Source organism: Streptococcus dentiloxodontae (genome assembly GCF_053206925.1).
The window spans coordinates 18,880-34,021 of sequence record NZ_JBRUHR010000007.1; the positions used below are offsets into that span (position 1 = coordinate 18,880).

The 15,142-nt window shown below is 42.9% G+C and carries 15 protein-coding genes and 1 pseudogene; 11 read left to right on the plus strand and 5 right to left on the minus strand.

Translation table 11 applies throughout. The annotated features are described in order from the left end of the window. Positions 1-4 precede the first annotated feature (4 nt). The 4 genes from ACVRZ8_RS05175 to ACVRZ8_RS05190 all read right to left on the minus strand — a co-directional run bounded on the left by ACVRZ8_RS05175 (position 5) and on the right by ACVRZ8_RS05190 (position 3,739). Positions 5-1,717: an ABC-ATPase domain-containing protein gene (locus ACVRZ8_RS05175; protein WP_447448251.1), complete on the minus strand. Its 1,713-nt coding sequence runs from the start codon at positions 1,715-1,717 to the stop codon at positions 5-7. 5 nt (positions 1,718-1,722) lie between these two features. Beyond that, positions 1,723-2,433, minus strand: a complete 711-nt coding sequence (locus ACVRZ8_RS05180) for an ABC transporter permease (protein ID WP_447448252.1) — start codon at positions 2,431-2,433, stop codon at positions 1,723-1,725. Further along, entirely contained in the window at positions 2,426-3,073 is a 648-nt protein-coding gene (locus ACVRZ8_RS05185) for an ABC transporter ATP-binding protein (RefSeq protein ID WP_447448253.1), read from the minus strand. The genes ACVRZ8_RS05180 and ACVRZ8_RS05185 overlap by 8 nt, the downstream gene beginning before the upstream one ends. Before the next feature lie 117 nt (positions 3,074-3,190). Then, on the minus strand, positions 3,191-3,739 hold the full coding sequence (locus ACVRZ8_RS05190) for a PadR family transcriptional regulator (protein ID WP_447448254.1): 549 nt from the start codon (positions 3,737-3,739) through the stop codon (positions 3,191-3,193). 309 nt (positions 3,740-4,048) lie between these two features. Here ACVRZ8_RS05190 and ACVRZ8_RS05195 point away from each other — a divergent pair. From ACVRZ8_RS05195 to rpmG, 7 genes and pseudogenes are all read left to right on the plus strand, one after another. Continuing rightward, positions 4,049-4,489, plus strand: a pseudogene (locus ACVRZ8_RS05195) (NUDIX hydrolase). 75 nt (positions 4,490-4,564) lie between these two features. Continuing rightward, positions 4,565-5,089 (plus strand): mycothiol transferase, encoded by a 525-nt coding sequence (locus tag ACVRZ8_RS05200; protein ID WP_447448255.1) that lies wholly within the window; start codon positions 4,565-4,567, stop codon positions 5,087-5,089. 59 nt (positions 5,090-5,148) lie between these two features. Beyond that, positions 5,149-5,970 (plus strand): DNA-formamidopyrimidine glycosylase, encoded by an 822-nt coding sequence (gene mutM, locus ACVRZ8_RS05205; protein ID WP_447448256.1) that lies wholly within the window; start codon positions 5,149-5,151, stop codon positions 5,968-5,970. After that, positions 5,967-6,572, plus strand: a complete 606-nt coding sequence (gene coaE / locus ACVRZ8_RS05210; protein WP_447448257.1) for a dephospho-CoA kinase — start codon at positions 5,967-5,969, stop codon at positions 6,570-6,572. The genes mutM and coaE overlap by 4 nt, the downstream gene beginning before the upstream one ends. Positions 6,573-6,667: 95 nt before the next feature. Continuing rightward, entirely contained in the window at positions 6,668-8,188 is a 1,521-nt protein-coding gene (locus ACVRZ8_RS05215; protein ID WP_447448258.1) for a glycosyltransferase family 39 protein, read from the plus strand. Between the two features lie 291 nt (positions 8,189-8,479). Continuing rightward, a complete protein-coding gene (locus tag ACVRZ8_RS05220; RefSeq protein ID WP_447448321.1) occupies positions 8,480-9,673 on the plus strand; it encodes a multidrug efflux MFS transporter in 1,194 nt (397 codons plus the stop codon). Beyond that, positions 9,670-9,816 carry a 50S ribosomal protein L33 gene (gene rpmG / locus ACVRZ8_RS05225; RefSeq protein WP_447448259.1) on the plus strand — a complete coding sequence of 49 codons (147 nt, stop codon included), beginning with the start codon at positions 9,670-9,672 and terminating at the stop codon, positions 9,814-9,816. Before ACVRZ8_RS05220 ends, rpmG begins: the two co-directional genes overlap by 4 nt. A gap of 32 nt (positions 9,817-9,848) precedes the next feature. On the opposite strand, the gene ACVRZ8_RS05230 is transcribed toward rpmG, so the two are convergent. Beyond that, positions 9,849-10,412, minus strand: coding sequence for a TetR/AcrR family transcriptional regulator (locus tag ACVRZ8_RS05230; RefSeq protein ID WP_447448260.1), 564 nt, complete (start codon positions 10,410-10,412; stop codon positions 9,849-9,851). 134 nt (positions 10,413-10,546) lie between these two features. On the opposite strand from ACVRZ8_RS05230, the gene ACVRZ8_RS05235 reads away from it, so the two are divergent. From ACVRZ8_RS05235 to smpB, 4 genes are all read left to right on the plus strand, one after another. Then, on the plus strand, positions 10,547-11,731 hold the full coding sequence (locus ACVRZ8_RS05235; RefSeq protein ID WP_447448261.1) for a macrolide family glycosyltransferase: 1,185 nt from the start codon (positions 10,547-10,549) through the stop codon (positions 11,729-11,731). Positions 11,732-11,830: 99 nt separating this feature from the next. After that, positions 11,831-12,067 carry a preprotein translocase subunit SecG gene (gene secG / locus ACVRZ8_RS05240; protein WP_447448262.1) on the plus strand — a complete coding sequence of 79 codons (237 nt, stop codon included), beginning with the start codon at positions 11,831-11,833 and terminating at the stop codon, positions 12,065-12,067. Positions 12,068-12,123: 56 nt separating this feature from the next. Next, positions 12,124-14,574: a ribonuclease R gene (gene rnr / locus ACVRZ8_RS05245; protein ID WP_447448263.1), complete on the plus strand. Its 2,451-nt coding sequence runs from the start codon at positions 12,124-12,126 to the stop codon at positions 14,572-14,574. Positions 14,575-14,627: 53 nt separating this feature from the next. Further along, entirely contained in the window at positions 14,628-15,095 is a 468-nt protein-coding gene (gene smpB / locus ACVRZ8_RS05250) for an SsrA-binding protein SmpB (protein WP_447448264.1), read from the plus strand. Positions 15,096-15,142: the final 47 nt, after the last annotated feature.

A 15,142-nucleotide genomic window follows, 5' to 3' on the forward strand; every position in this document is an offset into this window, starting at 1 on the left:
TTCGTCACAAGACTCGTACGCTCAAGCCTCTGCAGCGGTTGAGTGCAGCCATGACTTCCTGTTTTCTTGGTAAGGCAAGGCTCCCCTGAATGCCAGCATAGGAAGTCAGGCTCTCAAGGCCATTCTTTTCGATGTGAATATAGAGCCTGTCCACGATGTCCTTAAGACTGGTTTGATTATCTAAGAGGTTATTTCTGATATAGGCCAGCATAATGGCGAGGCTATTTGTTTGACTGCTATCCACCAGCTGTTCCAGTCCGGATAAATCAATGGCCTGATGTCCGTATAATATCGTGTATTTTCCTTTCACCTTAAACCGTCCCTCTTTACCGGATAGGGGAAATGACGCCTTTAAAGGAATGCGCGCAGCTTGCAGCTGAAAAGGTTCCTCAAGGAGAAGGGTACGCTGACTTTCCAGCTCTGCAGCAATATCTTTCGCTTTGTCAGTGACGTTCTTCGGCAAATACTCATCCATCATGATAATGTCATCTGCCACATCAAAATAATCTCCAGAACCGCCTACAATCAAAATAGTAGAAACCCTTTGCTGCTGATATAATTGTCTGACACGATCAATAAAGGGTGCGATGGGTTCTTTATCTGATGTCACCAAACGCTGCATACGGCTGTCTCTAATCATAAAATTAGTAGCAGATGTATCCTCATCAATGAGCAGCAAAGAGGTACCAGTCTCTAAGGCTTCCATCACATTGGCCGCTTGGGAGGTGCTGCTGCTAGCATTTTCTGTAGAAAATTGCTTCGTGTCTTTTTCGTTAGGCAAATGATTGATGAAGGGGCTGACATTGACTTTCTCGACCTGACGTCCGTCCTCTGCACGAATTTTAACTGCATCATGCCTAGTAATGACATAGTCTCGTCCGTCATTTGGGATATGATTGTAGACATCCCGTTGCAAAGCTTCTAACAGAGTTGATTTACCGTGATAACCACCTCCGACAATTAGTGTGACACCCTCTTTGATGCCCATGCCTTTTATAACTTTGCCGCTAGGCAAGGCTATCTCTGCTTCATCACTTGCTGGACTTTGAAAAGGGGTACCGTCCTCTAGCGGTTTATCGGATATCCCGCTTTTACGCGGCAGCAAGGATCCGTTGGCAATAAAAGCAACCAGTTTTCTTTTGGCCAGTTCTTCTCTGATATGCTCCTGATCAATCATTAAGGAGACCTGATCGTTCAACTTTTCAGCGTCTATATGTTTATAATAAAATGCTTGCGTAACGGCCTGAGGGACAATGGAAGTGAAAATGCGGCTGGCTTTTTTCCCCAGTATTCTTCTTCCCGAAGCGGGCAAACCCACGTTAAAACGAATGTCGATTTCAGACTTTTTGATGGAGACAGCTGTCCGTTCGATCATTTCCTGTCCGCCGGCATCTATTAAAATCAATCCGCTTGTGTCAGTGCCGATGATATTTCCCTGCTGTTGCGAAACGGCTTTCTTAAACTCTCTCGCTAAAAAGTCTGCTGCAGCAATCCGTTTGGTTTTTGTATCCAGTAAATCATCAGGAATAGCTGCAATGTCTCTCTTGATAACGACTTTTATGCTGGAAGGCGGCGCATAGGGATCAATTTGGACCTGCTCAATGCAGAGGGTAAATGCGTGATAGGCGTAAACCCCACTGATTTGCTTATATGCGCCGTATCCCTTGCCGTCTATTGCCTCTAATTTTTTCTGTAAATCAGTTACTGTTGCTGTCATGACGTTTACCTTTCTTTTAATTGAAAAGTCTTTTGCACGAGCCATGCTGCCAGAAAGGCAGACACAGCCAGCAGACCAAGAATGAGCAGATAGTTGGCAATGTCATGAGCGAGAATGGTGCGATAGCCTTTTTGGAGCCATTCAAAAGGATTTATCCATGAGATTGTCTGAACCAATCGAGGAGCATGATTCAAGGACCAGAAAATACTGCTGGGCAAAAGCAAGGCAAACATGACTAAATTGGTAAAAGTACTTAAATGCGCTTCGTCCTTTAGAAAGCGCGATAAAATAAAACTAAATGTGCTAAAGAGAACAGCTTCTGCCAAAAACAGCGGGATAAAAGACATTGCTTCTAAAAAAGTGATTCCAATTGGAAACAGACTGCCCTCAATGATTAACAGCAGCAGAGCAATAAAACTGGCTAAAAAGGCTTGGCTTAGAACGATACCGCTCAAATACTTCCAGATAGAAAAGGGGGTGACTGACAGTAACTCGAATACGCCCCGTTTTCTTTGAGAAAAGATAGAGAAGGATTGCGTGATACAAGCTTGACAAAAAATACTAAAAGTGACGATGCCAAACAGGCTGTCGGCGCTTAATGCGACCTTAAAATAACGAAATCCGATAATAAAGGCTAAGGGCAGGCAAATGGCCCAAAACAAGAGGACGATATCTTTTAAACTGTTTTTTAATGAAATGGTAAAGACGTTAGACATAATCAGCCTCCTTATTTGTTAATGTATAAAAAAGTTCTTCTAAGTTTGTGACATGGTATTTTGTCATGAGCTCATCGGGAGCGCCGCTTTCTAAAATCCTTCCTTCATGGAGCAGCATCACACGGTCAGCTGTGTTTTTTATTTCAATCATATCATGGGAAGCAAAAAGAACACTCTTTCCTTCTTGTTTTAGTCGCTGAATCATTTGCTGAACGTCTCTCTGTCCGCTTGGATCAAGACCGGCTGAGGGTTCATCCAGAATCACCAAGTCCGGCTGGTGAATCGTTGTAATGATAATCGTCAGCCTTTTTTGCTGCCCCAGTGACAATTTAGCAGCCTTGGTTTTTCTTGCTTCATAAAGATTGTGTTCTTTTAGCAGTTTTTCAATGTCATTTTTAGACAGAGAAACATCGTAAAAAGTCGCAAATAACTTTAGGTTATCGATAATATTCAACGCTTCAAAGAAGGGAGTTGTCTGCAGCTGGGCGCCAATTCTTTTATTAAAGTCCGGCATCCCATAGCTTATCTTGCCTTGGTCAGGTTTTATAATTCCAAGCAGAAGCCGAATAGTAGTTGTTTTCCCCGCTCCGTTTTTTCCTAGCAGGGCGACGATTTCGTTTTCTTTGATCTTAAAATTCATATCCTTGATGATTTTTCAATCTTTAAATTGTTTATGGACATGATGATATCCGATTAAGTTCATAATACTCTCCTTTGTATAATCAACTTTGACTATATCGGTAAAAAGAAAGCCGGTTTAAGACTCATCCTTTTGTCGGCTCAAAATAGTCAGAGTTTTATCTATTAAGGCAATTTGAGATTTAACCACCTCAAACATGTGTTCAAAAATAATTTGGGTCAGTTCTGGGATATGGTTTCCCATTGATTTCTTTTTGCTGTCCATTCCTTTCCTTAACAGGTCGTATTCCATTTCAAGCTCTTCCTTGTTTTTTTGCAAATGCTCTATTGCTTCTTGTACAGGCAACTGGTCAGCAAAAGAAATGCCAGTGTAAAGATGGGTGGGATAGTAGATTTTATTAGCAGTTAAGCACTCTTTGACGAGTTCGGTTTGGTACTTTCTTCCCGAATCCGTTATTTTATAGATGGCCTTTTGCCTGTTTCCGTTCGTTTCAATGCTTTCGATTTCAATATGGCCGGCCCTTTCCAGTTTCTGCAAAGCATTGTAAATGGATCCCGGCAGTACCCCCGCCCACCTCTGAGTATCGCTTACCTCTAATAATGATTTAATATCGTAACCAGACATGGACTTTTCATTTAAGATAGCCAGAACTAACAGCTTGATCATTTGAACACTTCCTTTGTTTATTCAACGTTGAATATATATAGTGTAGCAGTATCTTTTTCAAATGTCAAGTTATAAAAGTTAAAAGATGTAATCCAGAAATAAGAAGTGTAGCTTTATTTTTGCAAAGTATGATAAAATAAAAGCAATAACGGAGAAAATCAGATAAAGCAACCAAAATACCCGCTTGCTATGGCCGGCTTAGTTTTGGGGCTCTTTGCTCTGGGCAGTCTTTTAGAAGCTATTCTGCGCTGTTGCGCTATGTTTTTCAAGATGACGCCTTTCCAGAGAGATTGAAGGGGTTTTAATACTATGGACTACATTTCCTATATCCGCTCCAAGGTGGGGCATGACAAGGTTATCCTGACCTTTGCCGGCGGGATTTTGGCAGACGAAGCTGGGCGTGTGCTCTTGCAGCTGCGCAGGGATAAGAAGACGTGGACAATTCTGGGAGGTTCCATGGAAGTGGGTGAGTCCACGCTTGACACTGCTAAGCGTGAATTTTTTGAAGAAACGGGAATCAAGGTGGAAGCGACGCGCTTGCTCAACGTTTACAGTAACTTTGAAGAGGTTTACCCAAATGGTGACAGGGTGCAGACGGTTGTCGTGATGTATGAATTAAAGGCTTTGAACGATTTTGATATTTCTGATTTCCACAATGAGGAAACCCTGCGCCTGCCTTTCTTTTCCAAAGAGGAAATAGAGTAGCTTTCAAATGTGTCGGATAAGCATCATCTCATGTTAGAAGAATAGTTGACCAATAGCTTTGCCATAGGATCTTAAAGGCTGGGCTGCGACCTAGCTTTGTTTATATAAGGAGGAAATGTTATGACTTATTTAGAAATGCTGATTGACAGTGTTAATCGTGCGCGTGAACGGTTTTTGCGGATGCTGGACGGGGTCACGGTGGTTGAAGCGAATGCTTTTCCAGCAGCTGAGACGGCAGCTCAGATTAAGTCGCTGACTTGGCTGGCTTGGCATACAGCGCGGGAGCTGGATTTTCAGGTTGCAGACTTGGCCTCCCAGGAGCCTGTTTGGTTCAGTCAAGGCTGGAAGGAAGCGTTTCATTTGGATCTGCCTGATGATACGCAAGACTGGTGTCACAGCTTAGAGGAAGCACAGAAAGTTCAGGTGCCAAACTTGGATATCTTGCGTGGATACTTGAATGCGGCAGCTGATATGACGGTGGCCTATCTGAATTCACTGGATGAGAAGAGCCTTGATGATATTATTGATGCTTCTTGGAATCCGCCTGTCACTCGCGGTGTGCGCTTAGTGTCCGTGATAGATGATGCGGCCATGCATTCGGGACAGGCCATTTATGCTCGGCGTTTGCTTGGTCTGTCTGATTGATTTTTTGGGGGAAATAGCAGAGCAGGTAAGCACTACTAAAAGAAAAAGAGAGGAAGTTTATGCCCGAATTACCGGAGGTTGAGACGGTCAGGCGTGGTTTGGAGCGTTTGATTGTCGGCAGGAAAATCATATCGGTTGATGTGCGCGTGCCCAAGATGGTCAAGACGGACGTCGAGGCTTTCAGACTGGATTTGCCTGGCCAGACGGTTGAAGCCATGCGCCGCCGCGGTAAATATTTGATTTTTGATTTGGGAAGACAGGTTTTGATTTCTCATCTGCGCATGGAGGGCAAATACTTGCTTTTTCCTGACGAAGTCCCAGCCAACAAACATTTTCATGTTTTCTTTGGACTGGACGATGGCTCGACGCTGGTTTATCAGGATGTGCGCAAGTTTGGTACCATGGAACTGCTGTCCAAAACAGCGGAAGCGGCCTATTTTGAAAGTAAAAAAATCGGTCCCGAACCAACTCCAAAAGACTTTAAACTGGCTCCTTTTGAGCGGGCTCTGCTATCTTCCCAAAAGTCAATCAAACCGCTCCTTTTGGAGCAAAAACTGGTCGCAGGGCTGGGCAATATCTATGTGGATGAGGTGCTGTGGGCGGCAAAAATCCATCCGGAGCGTGGGGCCAGAAGTCTAAACAAGGCGGAAATCAGACGGCTGAGGCAGGAGATTATCCGTATTCTGCAGCTGGGGATTGACAAGGGCGGCTCAACCATCCGCACTTATCGCAACGCGCTCGGTGAGGACGGAACCATGCAGGAGCATTTGAAGGTTTATGGGCAAACCGGCCAGCCCTGTGCCCGCTGCGCTACACCGATTTCAAAAATAAAAGCAGGAGGACGCGGGACGCATTTCTGTCCGCGTTGTCAGAGAAGATGACGAAAATAATAGGCATTACAGGCGGTATCGCCTCTGGGAAATCGACTGTTACACATTATATCAGGCAAAAAGGTTATCAAGTGATTGATGCTGACCAAGCTGTCCATGAGCTGCAGGCCAAAGGCGGCAAGCTCTATCAGGCTCTGTTGACTTGGCTGGGGCAAGACATTTTGGATGCAAGCGGTGAGCTCAATCGCCCCAAGCTGTCTAAGCTTATTTTTGCAAATCCGGAAAATCTGGAGAAGTCTGCCCAGCTGCAAAATGCTATTATTCGACAAGAGCTAGCTGAACGACGCGATCGACTGGCCAAGACGGAAGCAATTTTTTTCATGGACCTCCCGCTCTTATTTGAGCAGGATTATGCAGACTGGTTTGATGAAATTTGGCTCGTAGCGGTCAGCCCAGAAGTACAAATCCAGCGGCTGATGGCACGAAATGGCTATTCGCAAGAAGAAGCGCAGCAGCGCCTTGCCAGCCAGATGTCTCTCGGCGAAAAGTGCAAGCTGGCAGACAGGGTCATTGACAATGACGGAGACCTCAAGCAGCTGCAGGAACAAGTGGTAAATCAGATAAACCGTTTGGAAGATTCCGAACAGGGTTAATTGTCCATTTCTACCTGATGGGGTGGTCGTTTTTGCTGTAATAAACATTTTTTTATAATTGATAATAATGAGGTATAAATAGATTGGAACGATTCTTGGCTAGATGGTTCAGATATGGTGCGATTGCTTTAGTTAGTGCTCTCTTTTTGTCAAGCCTGTTAGTGCAGACGATTATTTATGTCGTCAAATATGAATGGGCTGAGATGATTGGAGTTCGCCCTTGGGTTTATCTCACGCTGTTGGGCTTCATTCCTTTAAGCATTCTCCTGAATCATCTCTTTAAGAAAATTACTGCGAAACAGCTTTTTTGGCTACTGTCGGCCTTATTTTTGACAGCTGGACTGGTTTTGATTGTGCTGACAACGGACAAAACTCGAGATGATGCAGCGACAGTTTTTAGGGCTGCTGTTCAAATGAATGACGGAGATTTTAGATCACTGTTTAAGGATGGCTACCTCTACCGCTATCCTCATCAGCTTGGCCTAATGAGCTTTGAACGCGTCATTTTGTACCTTATTCCTATTCCCAGCATGGTTATATTTTTTATATTAAATATTTTTGCTGTTCTGACAACACATGCCATGACTTGGAAAATAGGTGAGCAGCTTTTTAAGGATGAACAGACTCTCAAATGGACCATTTTTCTCAGTTTCGCTTTTATACCGCAGTTTTTCAATGTTTTGTTTGTCTATGGTATCGGTTATGGCTTGTGTCTGGCAAGTATTGGTCTCTACTTTTTACTGAACTATTTGAAAAAGAGCCAATTGAGAGATGGGATAGCAGCCTGCTTCTTTTTAGGCTTGTCCTACTGGATTCGAAATAACATGATTATCCTTCTGGTTGCGATTGCCTTGCTCTTGTGTTTAGAGGCTCTGAAGCAAAAGAAGAAAAGCTATGTCCTTCTAACTATAGCCTTGTTTGGCTTTGGTTTAGGAATGAATAAAGCGACTGGCGCCTATTATCAAAACATTTCCGGTCAGAGATTGGACGGTTTGCCTAAGATTGCCTGGCTGGCCATGGGACTTCAGGAAGCTGGTCATAGGAACCGCCAAGTCGGCTGGTACAATGGTTATGTTAGGAAGGTTTATTTCAAAAATCATGGCGATTATAAAGTTATTAAAAAGGATGCCGAAAAGCAAATTGATATCCAGCTTAATAAATTTAAAACCAATCCGGCTTATGCTCTTGCCTTTTTCAGAACGAAATGGCTGACAACTTGGACAGAATCAACCTTCCAATCCATCTGGTCTGGTCCCAGTCAGCCTGAGAAGCAGCCTTTATTTGACAGGCTGAGTCGTTCTGTTTACAATGGCGGCTGGGGCTACCGTATCATATATCAAATTAGCCATGCTTTTTTGATTCTTATTTATGGCGGAAGCTTAGCCTACCTTGTCTTGAAAAAGCCCAGAGAATTTATTTACTTTTATGCCTTTATTTATCTGGCTGGCGGTGTTCTTTTTCATTTGCTTTGGGAGACCAAGAGTCAGTATGCCACACCTTATGTTTATCTGTTGATTCCCTTTGCAGCTGCTGGTCTTTGCGAAACTGCTGAAGCAATATCAAAGAAACTGGGTAAAAACACATCGTTTGTGAGTAACAAATCAGAAGGAGATTAGACGATACGAACAGTTTTAGGATTATTGATGACATGCTACCTCAGCCAAATTGACTGAACGGTCATGATAAAAAGGTTGCTGCATTCATCAGAGATTTGCAAAATCTGCTAGGATTTCACTGTGTCAAACTGGACTGGGCAACCGGAATGGTGATTTTGACGAAGGAAATTGCGGCCTCTTATTTCTAATTTTCTCATCATAGGCTGACTTATAGTCTGATATTGTGCTATAATAATCAAAGTTAAACAGGAAAGAAGATGAAGACCTATATCTGAGCAGCCTATTTCAGAGATTAATTGGAAGCAGAATTTACGTGTCGCTTGGCTTGGTAATTTTTTTACGGGAGCCAGTTTTTCGTTGGTCATGCCGTTTATGGCACTCTATATTGAAGACCTTGGTGAATCAGGTTCTTTGGTTGAGTGGTATGCGAGTTTGGCGGTTGCCATTTCAGCTTTGGCCTCAGCTTTGGTTTCCCCAATTTGGGGTCGCTTAGCCGATAGGTACGGCCGAAAACCAATGATGGTCAGAGCAAGTCTTGTCATGACCTTTACAATGGGGGGAATAGCCTTTGTTCCCAATGTGTATTGGCTGTTATTTTTAAGGCTGATGAATGGCCTGTTTTCTGGTTATGTGCCTAATGCGACAGCGCTGATTGCCAGTCAGGTACCAAGGAGTAAATCAGGCTATGCTCTTGGGACCTTGGCTACTGGCTTGACAGCAGGAACCCTGATAGGGCCGCTTTTGGGCGGCAGTTTAGCGCAATGGCTGGGCATGCGTCAGGTTTTCGTTTTTGTCGGCCTTATTTTATTGATTTGCTGCCTGATGACCATTTTTATGATTAGAGAGGACTTTGAACCGGTTGAAAAGGCTGATATGGTTCCGACTCGGACGCTGCTCAAAGAGATACCGCATAAATCTATTCTGGCGGGTCTCTTTGTGACCAGCATGATTATTCAGATTTCAGCTCAATCCATCGCTCCAATTTTGTCCCTTTACATTCGTCATTTGGGTGAGACAGAAAATATCCTCTTTGTATCAGGGCTTATTGTGTCTGCCATGGGAATTTCCAGCATGCTGTCCAGTCCTCATTTGGGTCGGCTGGGTGATGCTATAGGCAACCATCGTCTTTTAGTTCTGGCTCTTTTTTACAGTTTCACCATGTACCTGCTCTGCGGCTTTGCACAGACTCCATTGCAGCTTGGCAGTTTGCGCTTTCTCTATGGCTTTGGTGTTGGTGCTCTCATGCCAAGTGTCAATTCTCTTTTGACAAAGCTGACGCCTAAGGAAGGCATTAGCCGAATTTTTAGTTTTAATCAAAGTTTCAGCTATTTTGGACAGGTTGCAGGGCCTTTTGTTGGCTCTGCTGTGGCAACTGGATTGGGTTATCGTTGGACATTCTTTGCGACCGCAGGCATTGTCTTTATCAATTTCACCTGGTCAGTTATTATCTTTAGAAAATACTTAGGAGTAAAAGAAATCACGTGAGAGTAAAAATTAACCTCAAATGCAGCCAATGCGGCTCTATTAATTACCTGACCAGCAAAAATAAGAAAAATCATCCCGAAAAAATTCAGGTTCTTAAATTTTGCCCTAAGGACAGAAAAGTAACCCTGCATGTTGAAAGCTAAGGAACAAAGCAACCTTAGCTTTTTAAATTTCTCTAATGAGTGATTTCCAGACGGCTGATCAAATCATAGCTTTCTTTGACAAACTGCTGTCGCTCATAAGTTTCATGGTTTAAAAGCCACTCAATCATAGCGATAAGACCAGCAATCCTAATATGTGTTGTAAACTCTTTGGAATCCGCCATATTGGCAGCGAAAAGATTTTCGTGATGACAAAAGAATTCTTTCAAAGCTTTGCGGGCAGATATCATAACAAAAGGATAGTTTGCCTCGCTGAAAAGCCTTTTAAAAAGAGCGGCATTGTCCATGAGGCAATCGTATAAAAGGCCGAGGCTTTCCTGTAATATCTGCTCTTGATTCTCACGGTAATAGGCATCGGTTATAAAAACATCAAAGGGGAGCAGACTCAGTAAATAGGCGTCCAAGAGAGCATACTTATCCTCGAAATGCAGGTAAAAGGTTGACCGATTAATATCAGCTGCTTGACTAAGATCATTTATGGTAACCTCTGAGAAGTCTTTTTCTAAAATGAGCTTGGAAAAAGCTTTCCAAATGGCTTTTTGTGTACGCTTGACACGTCTGTCATGACTTTGTTTCATAGAAGATTTTCTTAAACTTTCTAGACAATAATAGATATCCGTTGATTATACAACAAATATCTTATTTTGCCCATTGTTTTTAGGTGTCGATTTGATAGACTTAAGGGCAATCATTGATGAAAGGAAATTCTATCATGAAACGTATTATTTTTATGGGTGTCCCAGCTTTTGGACACACTAATCCAACTTTGATGTTAATCAAAAAACTAACCGAAAAAGGACATGATGTCTGTTATTACAGTGTATCTGATTTTAGAGAAACACTTGAAAATTACGGAGCAGATGTTGTTTGTTATGATGAAAAAATAGATTCTATGACGATTGATCACATCAATCAACTGACTTACAATCAAAGTGCCCATTTTGCGATTTTACTGTCATTTCTTTCAGAAGCAGCAGGAGATATTCTGGAGAATTACAGTGAAACTATCAAACGTTATAGACCAGATGTCATTGTGGGGGATTCTCTTGCGATTTGGGCTCGGATTATCGCCAATCGTCTGGAAATTCCTTTCGTTTTGTTCAACACGCATTTTGCCTTCAATGAGCATACTCCTAATCTGTTAAACGAAGCTTCCTCAGAAGGAAAATTGAGAATGATTTTGCAGTATTCTGACATCATGACACATTATAAAAAATTGAAAAAGCTTGGTTACCCAACTCAGAAGATAACTGATTTAGCTTTGACGAGAGAAGACAGTCCTGTCATTGTAACAACTTCCAGAGATTTTCAGCCGGCAGGGCATACCTTCTCTGAACGGGTTCACTTTGTTGGGCCTATCATCCGTGACAGCCAAGCTAAATGGGATAAGACAGATCGCCCCTTGGTTTACATTTCATTGGGCACCGTTAATAATCAAGCTAAAGATTTTTATAAAAACTGTCTAAAGGGACTTTCGCATGAACAGGTAGATGTTGTTTTATCGGTTGGTAAGCAGACAGATATTGCCGAACTTGGTCTCATTCCTGATAATTTTCAAATTTATCACAAGGTGAATCAAATCGCGGTACTTCAAGCTGCGGATGTATTTTTAACCCACTGCGGACTCAACAGTACTAGCGAGGGTCTTTATTATCAAGTTCCCCTTCTTCTTTTTCCGCAGACAGCGGAGCAGGACATGGTGGCTAATCGTGTGTTAGCATTAGGAGCAGGACTTAGGCTGGACAATGATAAACCTGAAAACATTGCCGATGCTGTCAAACGGCTTTTGACTGATTCCAAATACAAAAAGCAGGCTCAGAAAATATCACAAGACTTTGTCGCAAGCGGCGGCTGTCAGACAGCGGTTGAACTTATTTTAGATGCTTGTTCTGATTAGTTAAAAGGAGCCTGCTTGCAATCATTTGAAACAGTCCTCGTCCTTGAATTTTGCAACAATTTATGCTATACTGGTGAGGACTTTTTCGGAGGAATAACTATGTACGACTTATTATTAACCTTGCTGTTGGTTATGTCGGCGGTGATTGTGATTGCGATCTTCATGCAGCCGCAGAAAAATCCAACAAGTAATGTCTTTGATGGTGGTGGTTCAGAAGCACTTTTTGAACGCAGCAAGCCTCGTGGTTTTGAAGCCTTCATGCAGCGCTTCACTGGAATCATGGTTTTCTTATGGATGCTGGATGCGCTTGTTCTTGCCATCATCTCAAGTAAGTAATGGGCTGACAGAGGTTAGCTCATTTTTTACGTGATCAGTCGTTAGAAAAGGATATCATGAAAGAACAAATTATTGCTTATTTGAGGGAAAATGGCAGAACCAATGTTAATGATTTGGCTGCAGCGCTCAATATGGCTGGAGGAGAGAAGTTTCCCCTCCTCATCAAAGAAATTTCAAAAATGGAAAGTAAGCGTCAGCTTCGTTTTAGTAATGACGGAACAATCGCTTTACGCAAAGAAACACACAAAAAAGACCAAATTACAGTAGAAGGTGTTTTTCGTGCCAATAAAAATGGTTTTGGTTTTCTTCATGTAGATGACAATGAAGAAGACATGTTTATCGGTCGCAATGATGTTGGCCATGCCATTGATGGGGACACTGTTGCAGTTGTTATTAAGAAACCAGCTGACCGTCTTAAGGGAACAGCAGCAGAAGCGCGTGTTGTGGAGATTGTTGACCATGCGCTGAAAACGGTTGTGGGTCACTTTGTGCTGGATGATGACAAACCCCATTATGCTGGCTACATCAAGTCCAAAAATCAAAAGATTCAGCAAAAGATTTACATTAAAAAAGAGCCGGTTTCACTTGATGGCAGTGAAATTATCAAGGTTGATATTGAAAAATATCCCAATCGCCACCATGACTATTTTGTGGGGCATGTCCGCGAAATCATTGGTCATAAAGGAGATGTCGGTATTGATGTCTTAGAAGTTTTAGAATCAATGGACATTGTATCTGAATTTCCCGAGGATGTTATGGCAGAGGCTAATGCAGTGCCTGACGCCCCTAGTGAAGCGGATTTGATTGGCCGTGTGGATCTGCGGCAGGAAGTCACTTTTACTATTGATGGTGCGGATGCTAAGGACTTAGACGATGCGGTGCATATCAAACGCCTACCCAATGGTAACTTTGAGCTCGGTGTGCACATTGCCGATGTATCCTATTATGTAACTGAAGGTTCTGCACTAAATCGTGAAGCGGTGGCGCGCGGGACGTCCGTCTACGTGACAGATCGTGTGGTACCAATGCTGCCTGAACGTTTGTCCAATGGTATCTGCTCTCTTAACCCTAATGTCAATCGGCTGACGCAGTCGGCTATCATGGAAATCAACACTCAAGGGCGTGTGGTCAATCATCAGATTTGTCAGTCAGTCATCAAGACAACATTTCGTATGACCTACAGCGATGTTAATGAAATGCTGGCTGGAAACAGTGAGAAAATCGAGCAGTTCAAACCAATCATGGATTCTGTTTCGGCTATGGCTGAGCTTCATAAGATCTTAGAAGATATGCGTGAGCGTCGGGGAGCTCTTGATTTTGATACGTCCGAAGCCCGTATTTTAGTCAATGATAAAGGCTTTCCGACAGATATTGTCGTGCGTGAACGCGGGACAGCAGAACGCATGATCGAATCCTTCATGTTGGCTGCAAATGAGTGCGTTGCAGAGCATTTTGCCAAGGCCCAGCTGCCTTTCATTTATCGGATTCACGAAGAACCCAAGGCTGAGAAATTGCAAAAGTTTATTGACTATGCTAGCATTTTTGGCGTGCAGATTAATGGTACTGCTAATAAAGTATCTCAGCTGGCTCTCCAGGATTTTATGACTCGTGTGCAGAGTCAGCCAGGATCAGAAGTGATGAATATGATGCTGTTACGCTCCATGCAGCAGGCTCGCTATTCTGAACATAATCATGGCCATTATGGTCTTGCAGCCAAGTACTACACGCATTTTACCAGCCCAATTCGCCGCTATCCTGATTTATTGGTGCACCGCATGATTCGCGAATATACCAATAATATGTCGGAAGAAACGCGTCAGCATTTTGATGAGGTGATTCCAGAATTGGCCAGTTCTTCATCCACTTTAGAACGCAGAGCCATTGATGCAGAGCGCTTAGTTGATGCCATGAAAAAGGCTGAATTTATGGAGGAATTTGTCGGGCAGACATTTGACGGAGTTGTTGCCAGTGTGGTCAAGTTTGGTCTCTTTGTTGAACTGCCCAATACGATTGAAGGCTTGATTCATATCACAACCCTGCCGGAATTCTATAATTATAATGAGCGGACAATGGCGCTTCAAGGTGAAAAATCGGGCAAAACTTTCCGTGTCGGTCAGTCTATCCGAATCAAGCTTTTGCGTGCTGATAAAGCAACGGGTGATATTGACTTTGAATATATACCAAGCGATTACGATATCATTGAAAAGGTTGATCATAAAGCTAGAAAAGAGCGTGAAGAACGTGCTAAGAACTTCCAGCGTGGGAACCGTAACCGTCGTGATAGCAATTATGGCAATGGCAGAGGCAGGCGTGACGAATCTGATGGCCACAGTAAAAGAAGCAAATCATCTTCTTATGATGAAAAACGCAGATCCTCTAAAAAACCGGACAAGCGAAAAAACCAAAACCGTCCGCACAATGACAATAAGGGTCGTGAGTCAGGCCGTAATCGCAAGAAAAAAAGTAATAAACCCTTTTACAGGGATGTTGCCCGCAAGAAAAAGTAACGAAAGGCTGCTGATTTTTACGCAAATCAGTTAACTAGAATTGAGGTGATAGCATGTCAAAAGATGGCAGCAATGTCCTTGCTCAAAACAAAAAAGCTAGACATGACTATACTATTGTGGATACCATTGAAGCTGGTCTTGTTTTGACTGGAACTGAAATTAAATCTGTCCGCGCTGCCCGTATTCAGCTCAAGGACGGCTATGCTCAGGTTAAAAACGGTGAAGCTTGGCTGGTTAATGTCCACATTGCTCCTTTTGAACAGGGAAATATCTGGAACCAAGACCCTGAACGCACACGCAAGCTCTTGCTCAAAAAACGTGAAATTGCAAGGTTGGAAAATGAACTAAAAGGCAGCGGTATGACGCTTGTTCCTCTTAAGGTCTATTTGAAAAATGGCTTTGCCAAAGTTCTTATTGGTCTGGCAAAAGGAAAACACGATTATGACAAACGTGAATCCATCAAGCGCCGCGAACAGGAGCGGGATATTAAACGGGTTATGAAGAGTATGAATGTGAGATAGTGAGGTATTTGAGCTATTAGGACTTAAAAAGCAGGGGTTAATGCTTT